The sequence below is a fragment of the Virgisporangium aliadipatigenens genome, assembly GCF_016863615.1.
Taxonomy (GTDB): domain Bacteria; phylum Actinomycetota; class Actinomycetes; order Mycobacteriales; family Micromonosporaceae; genus Virgisporangium; species Virgisporangium aliadipatigenens.
Genome location: NZ_BOPF01000015.1, coordinates 132294 through 150393 on the forward strand (window position 1 = coordinate 132294; position 18100 = coordinate 150393).

Consider the following 18100-nt stretch of genomic DNA (forward strand, 5'->3'; position numbering starts at 1 on the left):
ATGCCCGTGAGGATCCCGTTTACAGCGCCATGGACACCGGCGGCTCGTCGGTGAGCAGCAGCCGGCTGTGATCTTCGGCGGTGATGAACGGGTTCAGCCCGGCGTACCGGGTGCCGACCTCGACATCGCGCCAGAACCGCTGCAGGGGGTTGGCGTGCTGGAAGCCGCTCGCGCCGTGCAGGTCGAGCAGCTTGCCCAGCGCGGCGCGGCACTCCTGGGCGGCGGTGACCAGCTCCATGCGCAGCGTCGAGCGGTCGAGCGACGGCATGGGCGGCACGTCGCCGGTACGGTCGAGCAGCTCGGCGACCCGGATCGAGCGCTCCACAGCCGCGTCGACCAGCCGGGTCGCCTCGGCGAACCACAGCCGCGCCAGCGGCGAGTCGGCCATCCGCCGGTAGGTGGTCTGGAACGGCGCCTTGTCGCCGCGCAGCAACTCCTCGACGACCTGGTGCGCGCCCTTGGCGGCCCCGAGCATCGGCGCCAGGTGGGCCAGCACCGCGCCGATCGTGAGCCGGGCCGGCGGCTGCGGCATCGTCGCGCCGGGCGGCGGCAGGGCGACGAACGCGTCCTCGACGAACACGCCGTCGGCGACAAGAGTGTGGCTGCCGGTCCCACCCAGTCCGGCGGCGTCCCACGACCGTTCGACCGTCAGGTCGGCGACGGGCACCAGCACTCCTGCCCCGCCGGCCGGCGCTCCGTCACGGACGATCGGCGTGACCAGGAACGCCCACGTGGCGACCTCGCAGCCCGAGGCCATGCGCCACTTGCCGGTCAGCGACAGCCCGCCCGGCACCGTCTCGCCGTGACCGCCGATGACCCCGCTCGCGCAGACCACGCAGTGCGGGTCGGCGAAGTACGCGTCACGGGCCCGGCCGGTCTGCACCGCGCCCGTCATGAGCTTCGCCGCCGAGGACAGCGAGAACACCCACGCGGTCGACGGGCAGCCCTGGCCGAGCTCGACCGCCACCCGCACGAGCGTGGGCAGGTTCGCGCCGTGACCGCCGTACTCGCGGGGCACGGTGATCGCGAACAGTCCTGCCTCGCGGACGGCGTCCACGCTGGCCGGCGCGGGGGTAAGGTCCCGCTCGGTCAGCCCGGCGTTGTCGCGCAACGTCTTGACGATGTCACGGGCGCGGTCGACAAGAGCGTCGGCATCGAGAATTGTCGTTGGCGCTGGGTCATTTCCATTCGTGTCGGGAGCGCGTGTCGGCCAACCGGCGCGCGTCGTCGGAACCGGGTTCGGTACTGAACACGAGGGCCCGCAGATCGCCCTCGTGCACGGTGAGGATGTCGCAGTCGACCTGCAGATTCCCGACGTCGGGATGGTTGATCAGCACCTGGTCGTCGAAGAACCGCACCGCCCCGCCGCCGGTCCACAGCTCGTCGAACCGGCGGCTGTGCAGCCGCAGATCGTTGACGAGCGCGACCAGGTCCGGGTCGGCGGGGTAGCGGTGCAGGGTGGTGCGTAGGTCCGCGGCGATCGTCGCCTCGAAGCGCGAGGTGCGCTCGTCGGAGCGGCGCACCCGCAGCGCGGGGCGGGTGAACGTGCGCCAGGCCACGTTGCGGTCGCGACCGCGGGCCGAGACGGCGTCGCAGTTCATCGCCTCCCACGCCGGGTTCCAGGCGAGCGCGGTCCAGGCGGCGTCGCAGAGGCAGACGGGGACGTGGCCGAGCCGGTCCAGCAGCCGCTGCGCGCTCGGGCCGACATGGCTGGGCACCCGGTCGTCGCCGACCGGCGCGTGCCCGGCGATCACGCAGAAGTACTCATAGTCGGAGCGGGTCAGGCGCAGCGCGCGGGCCAGCGCCTCGACGACCGCAATCGACGGTGTGCCGGTACCCTGTTCGAGTCGCCGGATGTAGTCCGGCGAGACACCGGCCAACCGGGCCAGTTCCTCGCGACGCAGGCCCGGTACCCGCCGCACGCCGGCGCTGCGCAGGCCGATGGACTGCGGGGTGGCCCGGTCACGCCAGGCGCGCAGGAGCGAACCGAACGCATGTCGTTCAAGCACCCGACGATTGTGACAACCCGCGCCGGGCGCAGCCTGGCCCAGATCGGGCCAGGTGGATCGGCAGGACCCCGCCCGGACGCGTCGGCCGCTCCGGCCGGCACCGGTCGGGCGTCGCTCAGGCGGTGTTCGCGACCGGGGAAGGGTTGAGCCTGGCGAAGCCTTCCTGGCGTTGGTAAGGGAAATACGGGTAGGGCGCGGTGCGGGTGCTGGCAGTGTCGAGCCGGGCTGCCTGTTCGGGCGTGAGTGACCAGCCGGCAGCGTCGATGTTCTGCCGCAGTTGCGCCTCGTTGCGGGCGCCGATGATGACCGTGGCCACCGTGGGTCGTCGTAGGAGCCAGTTGACCGCGATCTGCGGCACTGCTCGGCCGGTCTCGCGGGACAGTTCTTCGAGGACGTCCACGACGCGGAACAGGTGCTCATCGTCGACCGGCGGGGCTTGGGCAGCGGTCGCGTGCAGCCGGCTCGTGCGCGGTGGCGGTGTATCGCGGCGGATCTTGCCGGTGAGCCGTCCCCAGCCGAGCGGGCTCCACACCACGGCTCCGACGCCTTGGTCGAGCCCCAGGGGCAGCAGTTCCCACTCGTAGTCCCGGCCGATGAGCGAGTAGTAGACCTGGTGGGCCACGTACCGGCGGCGGTGGTCCCGGTCGGCGGCGGCGAGGGACTTCATCAGTTGCCAGCCGGCGAAGTTGGAGACGCCGAGATAGCGAATCTTCCCGTCCCGTACCAGGTCGTCCAGTGTCGCCACGACCTCTTCGACGGGTGTCGCGGCGTCGAAGGCATGTAGCTGGAACAGGTCGATGTAGTCGGTGCCGAGTCGACGCAGCGCCGTCTCGACCGATCGGACGAGACGGGCGCGTGAGGTTCCCGCGTCGTTCGGTCCGTCGCCGGTCGGCAGGCCACTCTTGGTCGAGATCAGGACGGCGTCGCGTCGGCCTCTGATCGCCTGTCCCAGCACCTCCTCGGACGCGCCGTCGGAGTACACGTCCGCGGTGTCGAACATGCTGATCCCGGCTTCCAGGCAGATGTCCACGAGGCGTCTTGCCTCCCGGGCGTCCGTATTGCCCCAGGCGCCGAAGAGCGGTCCCGAGCCGCCGAAGGTGCCGGCGCCGAAGCTGAGGGCGGGCACGCTGAGTCCGGATGCCCCGAGTCGTCGATACTCCACGATGGTCGCCTCCCCGTTAAAGGTTCTGCAGTTCCGTTAAGGCGTCGGCTACGATAGCAGCCACCCGCAGTTAAGGGAACCGGAGACCCGTTATGGCCGTCGGTGCGATCCGACCCGGAGGACGGACCGCCCGGGTCCGCGCCGCCGTGCTTCGAGCCGCCGGCGACGCGCTCGTCGAGCACGGCTTCGACCGTCTCGACCTCGCTGACGTGGCGCGCCGCGCCGAGGTGGGCAAGACAACGGTCTACCGCCGCTGGGGTACGGTCGCCGGCCTCGTCGCCGACCTGCTGACGGACATGGCGGAGCAGTCCCTGCCGCGAGCCGACACCGGATCGCTGACCGGGGACCTGCGTGCCAATGCCCGGCTCGTGCAGCGCACCCTGGTGGATCCGCGTCAGGGTGCGCTGTTCCGGGCGGTCATCGTCGCCGCGACCTGCGACCCCCGCGCCGCCGAGGCTCTGCACCACTTCTACGCCGTCCGCATCGCCGAGTGGGCCCCCTGCGTGGAGCAGGCCGTACGACGGGCGGAACTTCCCCCGGGCACGGACGCGGCCGAGGTCATCCGCGCCGTCTCGGCACCGCTCTACTACCGCCTGCTCGTCAGCGGAGACCCCATCGACGAGGCCGCGGCGGACCGGGCTGCCGACGCGGCAGTGGCAGCCGCCCACGCCGGCGTCTACACGACCGCCGGCGGTCCGCAGCCGGTCCGATAGCGGCGATCTTGCAGTTGTGGTGGCGACATAGGCTCTCGAGACCGGGCACGCCGGGCACCACAACTGCAAGATCGGCGGGAGGGGGTCAGGGGCCGGCGGAGGGGTCAGGGGCAGGCGGGCGCCACGAAATTCGGGCGGGCGCCGACCGTGTACGTGCAGCCGAAGGTCGGGCGGGCGACCTCGCGGGGGTTCAGCAGCGCGTCGCCGGCGGCCTTGCGGCCGGTGCGGACCCAGGTCACGAGATCGTCGAAGGTGCGGTTCAGCTCGCCGGGCGTGAACTCGCAGTGCCCCACCGCGCGGACGGCCCGCTGGGCGACGTTGCGGGACTGCCCGTGCAGGGCGGCCCGCAGCGCGTAGGTCTGCTCCATCGACAGCGGCACGAACAGGTCGCCGATCGTGTGCAGCGACAGCACCGGGATGCGCGGGTCGCCGTTCACCCTCGGGATGCCGGAGAGGTCCCGACTGGCCGTCGCCGTGCGGGCCACCCGCAGCGCGTCGCGGTTGAGGCGCAGTTCGGCCCGGCTGGGCAGCAGGCGGTCGTCGAGGTCGTACCAGGTGAGGCGGTTGTCGACGATGTTCCCCGGGGCGATGCCGGCCGTGCCGCCGCTCATGCCGGGGTACACGCCGAACAGGAACGGGACGTCGTTGTTCGGTGCCAGGCCGGGTGCGGCGTTCCAGTAGGCGAACGCGCTGTCGAAGCCGGGGCGCTCGCCACCGGAACGGCGTTCGACCGCGTCGCCCCAGGTACGGCCGAGGTCGGTGAGGGTCGGCGGGACACCGACCCCGAAGTTGCTGCCCAGCAACGGAAGCGCGGCCTTCACGTCGGCCTTGAACGCCGCGTCGAACGCCGGCCCCGGATCGCCGTCGGTGGGGAACGACAGCGGCATGCCGGTCAGCGCGGCGGCCGTCACCGTGGCGTCGGTGAAGTAGTCGTACAGCTCGGTGTCGCCGATCGACCCGCACAGCGGCATCGCGCCGACGAACGACCCGCGGTAGTGCTCGATCGCGACGGCCGTGATGTGGCCGCCCATCGAGACGCCGGTCATGTACACGCCGCGCGCCCGCTTGCCCGTGACGGCCGCGAACCGGGCGATCATCGCGTGCGAGTCGCGGACCCCCTGGCCGACGTCGTAGCCGTTGGTCTGGTAGCTGGAGGCCGCCCACGCGAAGCCGCGCGCCACGTAGTGCGCCCGCAGCGACGGGTTGTCCACGTACACCGTGGCGCCCTGGCCGCGGTATCCGTGCGCCCAGACGGCCAATTCACCGTTCCACCGCAAGGGGACCTCGATGCGATAGGCCGCACCGTCGACGATGCCCGTCCACGTGCGGCTCAACGGGGTCCCGTCGGCGGACGTCAACGGCCCGAACGGCGTCCCGTTGAGGTCGCAGTCGGGATCGGCCACCACGTAGCCCGGCTTGGTGCTGCTCGGCACCGGGGCGGTGCAGGCGGCCGGCTCCGCGGCGGACACCGGGGAGGCGGCCACGAGGGAGGCGGAGAGCAGCACGACGACCGTCAGCAGGCGCGCACCGGCACGGAGATGTCCCACGGCCCCATACAAGTCGCCGCATGTGCATGAGTCAATCGATGCTCCGGGGCGCCGGTGAATTCGCCGATACCGAAGCGCCCCGGATCCACCCCGATCTACACGAGACGGCGCGGCTCCCCGTAGGAACGGTAGAAGCCGCCGCGCGCCGCCTCGCGCACGCCCTCGACGACGTACCGCGCGCCCGGCTCCCGGATGTCGCTGGGGAACTGCACCCGCCAGTCGTGGTGGTAGCCGGAGGAGACGACCCGCACGCGCACCCGGCCGCCCTGCTCGTAGCACTCGACCACCACGCCGCTGCCGCTGTCGTGCACGACCTCGACGGTGGACGACGGCGCGACCTGCGCGATCCGCGGCGGTGCCTTGACGTCCACGACCTCGGGGACGTCACCGGACTGCGCCGCCTTGATGGCGGCCTCGCTGGCGTCGATGCAGGCGAGCGAGCCGTCGGTGGTGACGATGTAGAGCCGCTCGTCGTGGTACTGCATCGAGTAGGCCGAACCGCAGCCGGTGCGCAGCTTCCACAGCAGGGTGCCGTCCTCCTGGAAGCAGTACACCGAGGAGCCGCTGTCACCGGCGAACACGTACCGGCCGTCCGGCGACGTCGCGCACGAGTACACCGACGCGGAGGCCTTGTACACGCGGTGCGTCGCGCCGTCCTTGCCCAGGCGGACCACCTGGCTGTTGGACGTGCCCGCGAAGACCGTGTCGCGCTCCTGCCAGCCGAACAGCACGGCCCCGGTCGTGGTGTGCCACCGCTCCTGGCCGGTGCGCCAGTCGTAGCCGGTGACGCCCTTGCTGTGGCCGTGGTAGACGGCATCGGCGTCGCAGCGCACCATCCACGCGTAGGAACCGCGCCCCTGCCGCCGCCACAGGAACTCGTCGTCGTGGTCGATCGTGCAGATGCCGCCGCGCGCGTCGGAGACGCCCAGGACGCCGTCGTGGATGTCGAGCCAGTAGATGTCGATGTCCGGCGAGATCCGGTACGCCATGCGCGGCACCTTGCCGGAGAGGTCGTACACGTTGCCGTCGTCGCAGCCGGCGTAGAGCCAGCCGTCGTCGGCGACGATGCACTTCACCCCGTCGGGCAGCCGGTACTGCTGGATCACCTCGGCCTGGTGGGTCAGCGTCGTGATGACGCCGCTCTCGTTGCCGACCATGCAGCGGTCGCCGTCGACGAAGATGCCGAACGCCGGCGAACCCGAGCGGTAGCGCCACAGCACCGGCGCGAGCGTCTTGCTGGTCGGCGCCGACGCGGGGACCATCGCGCGGCGCGACACCGAACGCTTGGCGCGCTGGCCGATCACGGCCGGGGCGTAGCCCTTGCGCACCTTCTCGCCGATCTTCTTGGCGGCCTCGGTGGTGGCCTTGGCCGCGTCGGCGTAGGTGGTCTTCTTGACCTGGCCCTGGTCGCCGATGCGCCCGTAGCGGATCGTCAGGTCGGCGCCGTCGACGGTCACCTCGTAGAACTTGTGGGCGCTCCCGGAGTCCTCGGACAGTTCGAGGTACGTCGTCTGGGCAGGCATTCGCAACGGCCTTCCGGAGGGGTCGGAGGATTGATGGCCGACACCATAGCGAGACCGTGCGACAAGATTCAGTCCGTCCCTAGTGGACACCCACCGCCGCGGGCGAGACCTCCCGGGTGACGCCGCACGCCGTGCACGTCACCGTGTACTTGGTCTTCAGCGGGATCAGCGGGACGAAGAAGAGCGAAATTTTGAGCACCTGCTTCTGCACCGGATGGGCAACGTGGTTGCCGCAACGCGGACAGGTCAGCTGCGTCGTCGCGAGGTGGGTCGCCTTCCAGCCCCACCCGAAGATGAAGAACACACGGGTGAGGTTACCGAGAGTCTGCCCGCACGGTCGCGCGCGTTCCACCTACGCTGCGGTGATGAGCGGACGCTTGCGGGAGCGAATCATGAAGCAGGGTGCGCTTGTGTCTCAGGGCGCCGGTGAGCGGAGCGAGGCGGCATGAGCGCCTTGGACTCGGCCGATGAGCACCGCCGCTTCGCCGTCATGCTCTTCAACGACGTGTGGCGGCTCATGGAGCTGGAGGACCGCGGGCCGGACGAGGACGCGCTGATGATCCACGAGGCGCACGCCTCCCTGTACCACTGGCTGCAGGTCGGCACCCCGCAGAACGCCGCCCGCGGCGAGTGGCAGTGCTCCCGCGTGTACTGCCTGGCGGGCCGCCCCGAGCCCGCGCTCTACCACGCGGCGCGGGTGCTGGCGATCTGCGCGCAGAACGGCATCGCCGACTGGGACATCGCCTACGCCTACGAGGCGCACGCGCGGGCGTTCGCGGTGGCGGGAGATGTCGTCGCCGCTCGGGAGTGGTTGGCCCGAGCCGTCGCGGCCCTCGACCAAGTCACCGAAGAAGACGACCGGGAGCTTCTGCGGGACGACCTGTCCACTGTGGAGTCTTTGTTGTCGCGCCTTTCTTGATTTTCTGTTTCGTGCGTCCGTCGTGGTCCGGACCGTTGCTCCCGCCGGACCGCTCCGGGTCGATTCGCTTCGCGTCATCGACCGCTCCGCTGCCACGTCCGCGTCCAGCCCTCCGTGGGGAAGTGGGTCGGAAGTGTCGTACCCCCGGGGTTGAATGACCGGGTGCTGCGCGCCCTGCTTCCGGACCCCGACGGGGGCTGCTGGCTGCGTGACCTCGATGCCTCCGGGTTGCCCGTCGGGCCGGCGTATCGGGCTGAGGCGCCGCCGGTTGATGACGGGGTGCGGTGGGTGTGGGCTTCGACGGCTCACGCGTATGCGGCGCAGTTGCAGCGGGGTGTGCGGGTCGAGCGGTGTCATGACCTGGAGTTGACCGAGGCGTTGCTGCTCGGGTACAGCGGGCGGTGGGGGGAGCCGCGGGGGTTGGGGGCGATCACGGCGCGTCGTACGGGGGCGCCGGTCCCGCCGGATCCGCCGGCGCGGGCGGCCGTTCCGCCGGGGGAGATCCAGGGGACGCTCTTCGACGCCTCCCCGGCCGGTCCGCCCGGCAGCGTGGACGACGTGGTCGAGGCGTACGCGGACCAGCGCCGGCGGATCGCCGCCGTCGACGAGCCGGGGCGGTTCCGGTTCCTCGTGGCGGCCGAGTCGGCCGGGGCGCTGGTGGCCGCCGAGATGGGGCACGTGGGGCTGCCGTGGCGGGTGGACGTTCACGACGCGGTGCTGCGGGAGATGCTGGGCGAGCCGTCGCCCGTCGGGGGGCCGCCGCGGCGTCTTGTGGAGCTGACCGCGGCCATCCAGGAGGCGTTCGGGGGGCAGCGGGTGCATCCGGAGTCGCCCGCCGAGGTGGTGCGGGCGTTCGCGCGCGTGGGGGTGCCGGTGCCCAACACCCGCTCCTGGGTGCTCCAGCAGGTCGAACACCCTGCGGTGCCGCTGCTGCTGGAGTTCAAGGAGCTTTATCGCATCTGGGTCGCGCACGGGTGGTCGTGGCTGGAGCAGTGGGTGCGGGACGGACGGTTCCGGGCGGAGTACGTCCCCGGCGGGGTGGTCTCCGGGCGGTGGGCCACGCGGGGCGGCGGGGCCCTGCAGATCCCGCGCGTGGTGCGCAAGGCGGTGGTGGCCGACCCGGGGTGGACGTTCGTGGTCGCCGACGCGGGGCAGCTGGAGCCGCGCGTGCTCGCGGCGATGTCCGGCGACCGGGGCCTCACCTCCGCGGCCCGCGCCGGGGACCTGTACGCGGCGCTGGCCGCCGACTCGTTCGGCGGCGACCGGGCCAAGGCCAAGGTGGCCCTGCTCGGCGCCATGTACGGGCAGACCGGCGGGCAGGCCGCACCGGCCCTCGCCGTCCTGCGGCACAGCTACCCGGTCGCCTGGGAGTACGTCGAGGCGGCCGCGCGGACCGGGGAGGCGGGCGGGCTGGTGCGCTCCTGGCTCGGGCGGACCTGCCCACCCCCGTCGGTCTCCTGGGGCGACCAGCTCGGCGGCGAGGCCCTCGAGGGTGCGCCCGCCTCCGACGAGGACCCGCGCTCGTCGTCGCGGGCGCGGGCCCGGGGCAGGTTCACCCGAAACTTCGTCATCCAGGCGACCGCCGCCGAGTGGGCGCTCGCGCTGCTGGCCCGACTGCGCACACTGCTCGCCGGCAGCGCCGCCGAGCTGGTCTTCTTCCAGCACGACGAGGTGATCGTGCACTGTCCCGAGAAGGACGCGCCGGAGGTGGCCGAGGCGGTCGCGCGGGCCGGTGACGACGCGCGGCGGCTCCTGTTCGGCGACACGCCGGTGCGCTTCCCGCTCGGCGCCACGACCGTGCGCAGCTACTCCGACGCCAAATAGCTAGACCGCGGCGAACCAGTCCGCCATCGCCTGAGTGTGCGTGCTGAAGACCAGTTCGACCGGCTCGGTCAACACCAGCCACTCGCTCGCCTCGTCGGTCGCCGCGACCTCGGGCAGGTCGGCGGCCTCGACCTGCGGCAGCAGGCCGAAGACGAGCAGGTTGTGCGTACTGGGAGTGCTGTGCACGTCGAACAGGCGCACCCCGGCCGGATCCGCGGCGATCCCGGTCTCCTCGCGCAGCTCCCGCACGGCGGCCTGCCGCCAGTCCTCGCCCACCTCCATGAACCCGCCCGGCAGGCCCAGCTGCCCGTAGCCCGGCTCGATGGTGCGCCGCACCACCACCAGCCCCACCGGCCCGCCGGCCGTGCGCACCGGAAGCAGCGCGACGGCGACCGGCAGCGGATTGCGCCAGGTGGTCTGCCCGCACGAGGCGCAGACGCGCGGCCAGTCGGCGCCCTCGGCATAGGCGGTGCCGCAATAGGAGCAGTGCGAGTGCTGCATGATCTTCAGACGGTACACGCGACCACTTCGGTCAGATGTCCCGTCCCACGGTCGATCGGAGGTCCCGTGGGGGCTGTGCGGTGGATCCGCCGGGTCGGGAGCTACGCGGTCGGCGCGAGCGGAGCGGTGGCCGTGGTCGGCCTCGTCGCCTCCCTCGGGGCCCTCGGCGTGCTGCACGACGCCGAGCGGCACACCGCCGACCGGGAGATGGACCGGCGGGTCGCCGCCGCGCGCGCCTCCGTGGAGGCCGAGGCGCGCCGCTACGTGGACGCCACGACCATCGCCGCGGCCGGGCTGGGCGCGCTTTCGGAGATCACCCCCGCCGGCTTCGAGACCGTCACCGGGCGGGTCGCCGACCTGCGCCTGCCGGGTGCCGCGGCGGCCGTGTTCCTGACGGCGGCCACCACCGAGACCCTGCCGGCCGTCGAGGCGGACTGGCGCCGGCGCGGTGTCGACGTGACGTTCCAGCCGGCCGGGGCCGGTGCGGGGGAGGCGCGCGAGCACGTGTTCGTCGTCCTGGGGCGCAGCCTCGACCCGACGCCGGTCACCGTCATGGGCGCCGACGTGACGGTCGTTCCGGAGCTCCGCGAGGTGCTGCTGCGTTCGCGGGAACGGCGTGCCGTGTCGCTCTCCGCGCCGTACGTGCTCATGCGCGACCGGGGCCTGCCCGCCGAACGGCAGCAGAAGTCGTTCGTGCTCGCGGTGCCGGTGCCGGACCCCGTGGGCGGCCTGCGCGGGTGGCTGCTGCTGGCGATGCGCGGCAACGCCCTCATGTCCGGGGTGCTCGCCCGCGCCGGCGCCGGGCGGCTCGACGTGCGGCTGGCGGCGGCGCCGGGCGCGGAGGCGTTCGCCCGGTACAGCACCAGCCGGCCGGCGCACCACGTCGGCGAGACGCTGCTGGTGCGCTCCACCGTGGTGCCGGTCGCCGACCGGGAGTGGGCCCTGCACGCCACCGCCGAACGTTCCACCGTGCCCGGCGCCGCCACCCACCTCGACGGGAGCATCGCGCTGGCCCTGTTGCTGCTCACCGTCATCTGCACCTCGTTCGTCTACGTGCTCGCGACGGCCCGCCAGCGGCTGAGCCAACGGGTCGAGGCGGCCGTCGCGGACACCCTTGCCGGGCAGGCCGCCATCGAACGCCTCAACGACGACCTGCGCCGCCGCGGCGAGGAACTGGAGGAGCGCGTCGCGGAGCGCACCCGTGAGGTGGAGGCGCAGGCGGCCGAGCTGCGCGAGGCGAACGCCGACCTGGAGTCGTTCTCGTACAGCGTGTCGCACGACCTGCGGGCACCGCTGCGCGCCATCGACGGCTTCGCCAAGATGCTGGAACTCGACCACGCCGCGAGCCTCGATCCGATGGGACGCCGGTGCGTCGCCAAGGTGCGCGCCGGCGCCGCGCGGATGAGCGAGCAGATCGACGCGCTGCTGGCGTTCTCCCGGATGCAGCGCCAGGCGATGGAACGGCAACCCGTCCACATGGCCGACCTGGTCGACGACGTCTGGGAGGAACTCGCCGGGGACCGCGACGGCCGGACGGTCGAACTGGTCACCGAGCCCCTGCCGGCGGTCGACGGCGACCCGCGGCTCGTCCGGCACGTGGTCGCCAACCTGCTCGGCAACGCCGTCAAGTACACCCGCGGCCGGGACGTGGCCCGCGTGACGGTCGGCGGCGAACCGGGTGACGACGGCCAGGTGACGTTTCGCGTGGCGGACAACGGCGCCGGCTTCGACATGCGCTACGCGGACCGACTCTTCCAGGTCTTCCAGCGGCTGCACCGGGCGGAGGAGTACGAGGGCACCGGGGTCGGGCTGGCGCTCGCGGCCCGGATCGTGCACCGCCACGGCGGAAGGATCTGGGCCGAGGCCACCCCCGGCGAGGGCGCGACCTTCTACTTCACCCTCTCCAGCAGCGCGTCGGAGGCGGGGATCAAGCACACCAACGAGGCCCTGGACGCCGAGGAACGCCGCGCCGCCCCCGCGAACCGCGCCTGACCCGCCGCCTCAGGCGTCACGGTCGTTCTTCCGGTCGAGGTCGGGCTGCCGCGGCCGCGGATCGCCGACCACCCCCGTTTGAACCGGCCGGGCGACCGTCACGCCGTCCCACAGGTTCCAGGCGCGGCCCGGGGCCGGCGCGTCCGGAACGCACCGGCACCAGCCCGCCCGGGTCAGCGGCGCCACCCCGGACCCCGCCGGTCGCCGCGCTCCCAGCCGTGGTGGTGCCAGGGGTGGCCGTGGTGGGCCCACGGCGGCTGGGCGCCGTGCATGGCCTGCATCGCCTGCCAGCGTTGCCAGCGGTGGTAGCGGTGCCGGCGGCCCCTCGTCACCATCAGCAGGAAGATCGCCAGCAGGATCAGCGGGAACACGGGAACGTGGCTGATCGTCGCCAGCACCGCCCACACCCCCAGCACCACGAGCGCCACCCCGGTCACCCGGATGCCGTGCCACCGCACGTGCTTGCGGATCTCCTCGCGGTACTCCGGCCGGGCCGTGAAGTCCGTCCAGCCGCCGCCCGGCAGGTCGTCGACCTGCGGGCTCAGCTCGTCGCGGTACACCGCCGCGTAGACCCGGGCGAGACGTTCCTCGCCCTCCTCCATGGAGAGCCGGCCCTCGCTCATCGCGGCACGCAGCAGTTCCGCGTACTGTTCGCGTTCCGGGTCCGAGGCCCGGACCCGGTGTGGTTGCTTCTCGTCCGTCATGTCCACCACTTTCCGATGGAACGGCGGATGCGGCGTCGCCCCGTCGGCGGCACCGGTACTACCACGCTCGATGCCCTCGGGAGCACCGCGTACATCCCCCGTGGTACGCCGGCACGGGACCGGCGGGTGAGGCGGCCTCCACCGCGGGTGCCCTAGCGTGGTGGCGATGAGGGACGAGGCCCGCGAGGAACGCCGCCGCCAGCAGCGCGAACGGCGCCTGCGGCGTGGCCTCCCGCCGGACCCGCCGTGGGGCCACGGCGCGCGTGGGGACGGCAACGGGCCCGCCCGCCAGTGGCACGAGGAGTGGGCCCACCGGACGCGGGAACGCCACGACGCCAGGCGCCGGCGCCACGACCGGCTGCACGACCGGTGGCCGCCCGGCCCGGGCCTGGACGGCCCGCCGTGGGCGCGGCGCATCTCGCCGCAGATGGTGCGTCGGGTCCTCCAGGCGCGGGAACGGCAGCAGCGGCACTCGAACAGCAGCGTCGCCGCGCTGGTGGCCGGGGTGGTGCACGTTCTCGGGACGCGCGTCGCGCTCGGTGAAGTGCCCGAGATGCCGACCCTGGCGCTGCTGCTCGTCGGGCCGCTCGCCCTGCTGGTGCGCAAGAGGGCGCCCGAACTGGCGCTCCTGGTGGCGCTGGCCGCCGCGCTGGCGTTCACGCTGCCGCACGGGATCGTCGCGCCGGTGTTCCTCGCGCCGCTGTTCGCGCTGGTGCACGCCGTGCAGGAGGGGAAGCGGCGGGCCGCCAGGTGGATCCTGCTCGCGGGGTACGCGGTGTACGTCTTCGCGGGGCGGCTGCTGCCGGAGACGTTCCACCTGGTGTCGTGGAGCCGGGCGCTCGCGGCCGGTGGCGTGGTGTGGGCGACCTACCTCTTCGCCGAGGGTTCGCGGGCGCGCAATCTCCAGGTGGCGGCGCTGGCCCGGATCGTCGAGGAGGAGGAACGCGCCGAGGCCGAACAGAAGCGCGCCGCCGAGGAGCAGCAGCGCCGGCAGGCCAGCGAGGAACGCCTGCGCATCGCCCAGGAACTGCACGACGTGCTGGGCCACCACCTGTCGCTGATCAACGTTCGGGCCGGCGTGGGCCTGCACATCATGGACGAACATCCCGAGGAGGCCCGCGCCTCGCTGGCGGCGATCAAGGAGGCCAGCGCGGAGGCGTTGCGCGAGGTGCGGGCCGTGCTGGCCTCGCTGCGGGTCGACGAGGACGCCGCCGCGCCGCGCGCCCCGACGGCCGGCCTCGGCGCGTTGGACGCGCTGCTGGCGGCGGCGGACCCACCCGTGCCGCTGAAGGTCGAGGGCACCGCGCGCGACCTGCCGCCCGACGTGGACCGCGCCGCCTACCGGATCATGCAGGAGGCGCTGACGAACGTCCGCCGCCACGCCGGCCCCGACGCGCGCGCCACGGCCACCGTCCGGTACCTGCCGGACGCCGTGGAGATCGCGGTGCGCGACGACGGTCAGGGCGTTCCCCCGGAAAAGCTGGAGGCGGGCAACGGCCTGGCGGGGATGCGCGAACGGGCGGCCGCCCTCGGCGGTAGTTTGCGGGCCGGGCCGCGCGCGGGCGGCGGATTCGAGGTGGTGGCCGTGCTGCCCCTTCCGAAAGACTCCTTGAAGGGGGAGACATGATCCGGGTGGTGCTCGCCGATCTTCCCTTGCGGGGTGACAGGTGATTCGCGTGGTGCTCGCCGACGATCAGGCGCTGGTGCGGGCCGGCTTCCGGGCGCTGCTCGACGCCCAGCCCGACTTCACGGTGGTGGGGGAGGCCAGCGACGGCGCCCACGCGGTCCGCCTCGCCGCCCAGGAACGCCCCGACGTGGTGCTGATGGACATCCGCATGCCCGGCACCGACGGGCTGGAGGCGACCCGGCGGATCGTGGCGGACCCGCGCTGCGCGGACACCCGCATCCTCATCCTGACGACGTTCGACCTGGACGAGTACGTCTTCGAGGCGCTGCGCGCCGGGGCGAGCGGCTTCCTGGTCAAGGACACCGAGCCGGTCGACCTGCTGCGCGGCGTGCGTTCCATCGCGGCCGGCGAGGGGCTGCTGTCGCCGGGGGTGACCCGCCGGCTGATCGAGGAGTTCGCGCTGCGCAGCCGGGCCCCGCAGGCGCCGCGCTCGGTCGACGCGCTCACCGACCGGGAACGTGAGGTGGTGGCGCTCGTCGGTGCCGGTCTGTCCAACGACGAGATCGCCGAACGCCTCGTCGTGAGCCCCGCGACGGCGAAGACGCACGTGAGCCGGGCGATGACGAAGCTGTCCGCCCGGGATCGGGCACAGCTGGTGGTGTACGCGTACGAGGCAGGGCTGGTCCGGCCGGGCTGGCTGTAAGTGGTGGGGAGTTACGCCGGTCATTCGCACTCTATGGCCTGTGTAAGTCCCCACTACTTGAGCGCCGCGCGGATCTGCGCCAGCATCCGCGCCTGAGCGTGCGTCAGGTCGTCGGCGGTGAAGCGCAGCACGGTCCACCCCGCCAGGCGGAGGCGGTTGAGGCGCACGGCGTCCCGGCGGAACGTGTCGCGGCCCCGGTGATGGTCGCCGTCGTACTCCAGGCCCACGTGGCGCTCGGGGTAGGCGAGGTCGAGGCGGGCGACGAAGCGGCCGGCGGCGTCGCGGACGTCGTGCTGCACGACCGGCTCGGGGAGGCCGGCGGTCACCACGGTCAGGCGGAGGCGGGTTTCCATGTGAGATTCCACGCCCTCGCGAGCAAGAGCCAGAGCCTGGCGGGCGTGGCGCACGTTGCGCCAGTTGGGGTGGGCGTCCAGGTAGGCGGCGATCTCCTGCGGTTTCGTCGCGCGGCGGCCGAGCAGCGCGTCGACGCCGATCACCGCGGCCGTCAGGTCGGGGTCGCGGGCCAGGTCGAACGCGGTGCGCACCGGCGACGTGACCCGCAACCCGCCGCGCCGCCACACATCGGCGCGCTCCAGCGGAGACCGCACCACGCTCAGGCCGGATCGCGACCGCAGGTCGCCGGGGACCGGGACGGTCGCCTCCACCGGATCCGTCGCGCGCCACACATCGGCGCCGTAGACGAACGCGGCGGTGCGGCGGCTGAGCGCGGCGTCGGGCGGGAGCAGCAGCGCGGCCGCCTGAGCGCGGGTCACATTGTCGAGCGTGGCATCCGCGTGCAGGTAGACGTCGCGGAACAGCCGCCGCCAGGCCGTCCCGGCGAGTTGCCCGCGGGTGAGGAGCCCACCGGCGACGGCGGCCGAACCGCGAAACGGCACGTATCGGAGATCGACCGGGATGTCAGCGCTTCGGGACATGCGCCGCACGATGCACCGGAGGTCCGACAAAACGCGTGGCGCTCACGTAGTGGGGACTTACGCCGGTCATCAGGCCCGGATGGCCTGCGCGACTCCCCACCACTTGTAAGACCGTTTTCGCACGTGTTTCACCTGGGTTGCCTTGACCCGTCACCGCCCGCGATGATCGAGCGCATGCCGAGCCGCTGGGGCCTCACCATTCCGCTGACCAATGTGCCGCTGACCGATCACGCGCGGATCGTGTCCGCCGCCGCCGACGCGGGCTTCACCGACTTCTGGTCCGCCGAGACCAACGGCACCGACGCGTTCGTGCCGCTGGCCCTCGCGGCCGGGTGGGCACCGTCGGCGCACCTGGGGACGGCCATCGTGCCGGTTTTCACCCGGGGGCCGGCGCTGATCGCCATGAGCGCCGCCACGCTCGCCGACGTCGCTCCGGGGCGGTTCACGCTGGGCATCGGGGCCTCGTCGCCGGCCATCGTCAACGCGTGGAACGGCATCGACTTCGCCGACCCGTTCGGCCGGGCGCGGGATGTGCTGCGCTTCGTGCGCCGGGCGCTGGCGGGCGAGATGGTGGACGGGGAGTTCGATTCGTTCACGATCCGCCGGTTCAAACTGGAGAAGGTCCCGGAGGTGCGGCCGCGGGTGTCCCTCGCGGCGCTGCGGCGCGGCATGCTGCGACTGGCCGCGGCCGAGGCGGACGGCGTCATCCTCAACTGGCTCGCCGCCACGGACCTGCCGCAGGTGACCGCGGAGCTGAAGGAGGCGCCGGCGGACTTCGACGTCGCGGCGCGCATCTTCGTCTGCCCGACCGAGGACGCCGCCACCGCACGCGCGATCGGCAAGCGCCTCATCGCCGCGTACCTGACCGTGCCGGTCTACGAGAAGTTCCACCGCTGGCTCGGCCGCGGCCCGGCGCTCGACGAGACGTGGCGGCTGTGGGCGGCCGGCGATCGCAAGGGCGCACTCGCCGCCGTGCCCGACTCCGTCGCCGACGAGCTGATCCTGCACGGCTCGCCGGCGTCGGTGCGCGCGCAGCTTCAGTCCTATGTGGACGGTGGGGTGAAGACGCCGGTCGCGGCGCTGATCCCGCCGCCCGGCACCGACCTCGCCGCGGCCGTCGCCGCACTGGCGCCGACCGCGAAGGAGGACGCGACGTGGAGCTGACCGACAGGGTCGTCATCGTGACCGGTGCGGCGAACGGGATCGGCGCCGGGCTGGTGCGCCGGTTCGTCGCCGAGGGGGCGCGCGAGGTGGTCGTCGCCGACCTCGACGGCGATGCCGCCGAGGCGTTGGCGAAGGAGCTGGGCCCCGTCGCGGTCCCGGCCCGCGTGGACGTCACCGTCGAGGCCGACACCCAAAATCTTGTCGCGGGAACGCTTTCGCGGCACGGCCGGGTCGACCTGTTCTGCGCCAACGCCGGCATCACCAGCGGGGCCGGCACCGACGCCACCGACGCGCAGTGGGAACGCACCTGGTCGGTCAACGTGCTCTCGCACGTGTACGCGTCCCGGGCGGTCCTGCCGTCGATGCTCGAACGCGGCAGCGGTTACTTCCTCGCCACGTGTTCCGCGGCCGGGTTGCTCACCTCGGTCGACGACGCGCCGTACGCGGTCACCAAGCACGCCGCCGTCGCCTACGCCGAATGGCTGTCGATCCACTACGGCGACAAGGGGATCCGGGTCAGTGCGCTCTGCCCGCAGGGCGTCGACACGCGCATGCTCCGCGACGGGCTGGACATCGGGCACCGGGGCGCCAGGGTGACGGCCGCGTCCGGTGCCGTGCTGCCGGTCGACGCCGTCGTCGACGCGGTGGTCGCCGGGCTGGCCGCGGAGGAGTTCCTCATCCTGCCGCATCCGGAGGTCGCGAAGTACGAGCGGCACCGGGCCACCGACCGGGAACGCTGGCTGGCCGGCATGCGCTCGCTCGCCGCGCAGGCCTGAC

18 protein-coding genes are annotated in these 18100 nt (G+C 72.9%); 8 read left to right on the top strand and 10 right to left on the bottom strand.

Translation table 11 applies throughout. The annotated features are described in order from the left end of the window. Nucleotides 1-19 precede the first annotated feature (19 nt). The 3 genes from Val02_RS21920 to Val02_RS21930 form a co-directional block, all read right to left on the bottom strand. Nucleotides 20-1267, bottom strand: a complete 1248-nt coding sequence (locus Val02_RS21920) for an acyl-CoA dehydrogenase family protein (protein WP_308440017.1) — start codon at nucleotides 1265-1267, stop codon at nucleotides 20-22. Next, nucleotides 1179-2009 carry a helix-turn-helix domain-containing protein gene (locus tag Val02_RS21925; RefSeq protein ID WP_203901020.1) on the bottom strand — a complete coding sequence of 277 codons (831 nt, stop codon included), beginning with the start codon at nucleotides 2007-2009 and terminating at the stop codon, nucleotides 1179-1181. The genes Val02_RS21920 and Val02_RS21925 overlap by 89 nt, the downstream gene beginning before the upstream one ends. Before the next feature lie 115 nt (nucleotides 2010-2124). After that, the gene (locus tag Val02_RS21930) at nucleotides 2125-3171 is read right to left on the bottom strand and encodes an aldo/keto reductase (RefSeq protein WP_203901021.1); all 1047 of its coding nucleotides are present in this window, start codon (nucleotides 3169-3171) and stop codon (nucleotides 2125-2127) included. A 92-nt stretch (nucleotides 3172-3263) separates the two neighbouring features. Here Val02_RS21930 and Val02_RS21935 point away from each other — a divergent pair, with 92 nt between their 5' ends. After that, nucleotides 3264-3884: a TetR/AcrR family transcriptional regulator gene (locus Val02_RS21935; protein ID WP_203901022.1), complete on the top strand. Its 621-nt coding sequence runs from the start codon at nucleotides 3264-3266 to the stop codon at nucleotides 3882-3884. 104 nt (nucleotides 3885-3988) lie between these two features. Here Val02_RS21935 and Val02_RS21940 read toward each other — a convergent pair whose 3' ends face one another. The 3 genes from Val02_RS21940 to Val02_RS21950 all read right to left on the bottom strand — a co-directional run bounded on the left by Val02_RS21940 (nucleotide 3989) and on the right by Val02_RS21950 (nucleotide 7258). Then, a complete protein-coding gene (locus Val02_RS21940; protein WP_239153233.1) occupies nucleotides 3989-5431 on the bottom strand; it encodes an alpha/beta hydrolase in 1443 nt (480 codons plus the stop codon). A gap of 95 nt (nucleotides 5432-5526) precedes the next feature. After that, nucleotides 5527-6954 carry a WGR domain-containing protein gene (locus Val02_RS21945; RefSeq protein ID WP_203901023.1) on the bottom strand — a complete coding sequence of 476 codons (1428 nt, stop codon included), beginning with the start codon at nucleotides 6952-6954 and terminating at the stop codon, nucleotides 5527-5529. A gap of 79 nt (nucleotides 6955-7033) precedes the next feature. Further along, nucleotides 7034-7258, bottom strand: coding sequence for a zinc-ribbon domain-containing protein (locus Val02_RS21950; RefSeq protein WP_203901024.1), 225 nt, complete (start codon nucleotides 7256-7258; stop codon nucleotides 7034-7036). Nucleotides 7259-7399: 141 nt separating this feature from the next. Between Val02_RS21950 and Val02_RS21955 the strand changes: the two genes are divergently transcribed. After that, complete coding sequence (locus Val02_RS21955; RefSeq protein ID WP_203901025.1) at nucleotides 7400-7873, top strand: hypothetical protein; 474 nt, start codon at nucleotides 7400-7402, stop codon at nucleotides 7871-7873. A gap of 162 nt (nucleotides 7874-8035) precedes the next feature. Continuing rightward, complete coding sequence (locus Val02_RS21960; RefSeq protein ID WP_203901026.1) at nucleotides 8036-9697, top strand: bifunctional 3'-5' exonuclease/DNA polymerase; 1662 nt, start codon at nucleotides 8036-8038, stop codon at nucleotides 9695-9697. On the opposite strand, the gene Val02_RS21965 is transcribed toward Val02_RS21960, so the two are convergent. Further along, entirely contained in the window at nucleotides 9698-10216 is a 519-nt protein-coding gene (locus Val02_RS21965) for an NUDIX domain-containing protein (protein ID WP_308440016.1), read from the bottom strand. 48 nt (nucleotides 10217-10264) lie between these two features. Between Val02_RS21965 and Val02_RS21970 the strand changes: the two genes are divergently transcribed. After that, nucleotides 10265-12190 (top strand): sensor histidine kinase, encoded by a 1926-nt coding sequence (locus tag Val02_RS21970; protein WP_203901027.1) that lies wholly within the window; start codon nucleotides 10265-10267, stop codon nucleotides 12188-12190. A gap of 9 nt (nucleotides 12191-12199) precedes the next feature. On the opposite strand, the gene Val02_RS21975 is transcribed toward Val02_RS21970, so the two are convergent. Then, nucleotides 12200-12376 carry a hypothetical protein gene (locus Val02_RS21975; RefSeq protein WP_203901028.1) on the bottom strand — a complete coding sequence of 59 codons (177 nt, stop codon included), beginning with the start codon at nucleotides 12374-12376 and terminating at the stop codon, nucleotides 12200-12202. Then, nucleotides 12364-12894, bottom strand: a complete 531-nt coding sequence (locus Val02_RS21980) for a DUF1707 SHOCT-like domain-containing protein (protein ID WP_203901029.1) — start codon at nucleotides 12892-12894, stop codon at nucleotides 12364-12366. The genes Val02_RS21975 and Val02_RS21980 overlap by 13 nt, the downstream gene beginning before the upstream one ends. Before the next feature lie 166 nt (nucleotides 12895-13060). Between Val02_RS21980 and Val02_RS21985 the strand changes: the two genes are divergently transcribed. Both Val02_RS21985 and Val02_RS21990 read left to right on the top strand, forming a co-directional pair. Next, nucleotides 13061-14521, top strand: a complete 1461-nt coding sequence (locus tag Val02_RS21985; RefSeq protein ID WP_203901030.1) for a sensor histidine kinase — start codon at nucleotides 13061-13063, stop codon at nucleotides 14519-14521. Between the two features lie 40 nt (nucleotides 14522-14561). Continuing rightward, a complete protein-coding gene (locus tag Val02_RS21990; RefSeq protein WP_203901031.1) occupies nucleotides 14562-15224 on the top strand; it encodes a response regulator in 663 nt (220 codons plus the stop codon). 53 nt (nucleotides 15225-15277) lie between these two features. On the opposite strand, the gene Val02_RS21995 is transcribed toward Val02_RS21990, so the two are convergent. Further along, nucleotides 15278-16159 carry a DUF559 domain-containing protein gene (locus Val02_RS21995; protein WP_203901032.1) on the bottom strand — a complete coding sequence of 294 codons (882 nt, stop codon included), beginning with the start codon at nucleotides 16157-16159 and terminating at the stop codon, nucleotides 15278-15280. 174 nt (nucleotides 16160-16333) lie between these two features. Between Val02_RS21995 and Val02_RS22000 the strand changes: the two genes are divergently transcribed. Beyond that, nucleotides 16334-17323, top strand: a complete 990-nt coding sequence (locus Val02_RS22000; protein ID WP_203901033.1) for an LLM class F420-dependent oxidoreductase — start codon at nucleotides 16334-16336, stop codon at nucleotides 17321-17323. Beyond that, nucleotides 17314-18099 carry an SDR family oxidoreductase gene (locus tag Val02_RS22005; protein ID WP_203901034.1) on the top strand — a complete coding sequence of 262 codons (786 nt, stop codon included), beginning with the start codon at nucleotides 17314-17316 and terminating at the stop codon, nucleotides 18097-18099. Before Val02_RS22000 ends, Val02_RS22005 begins: the two co-directional genes overlap by 10 nt. Nucleotide 18100 lies beyond the last annotated feature (1 nt).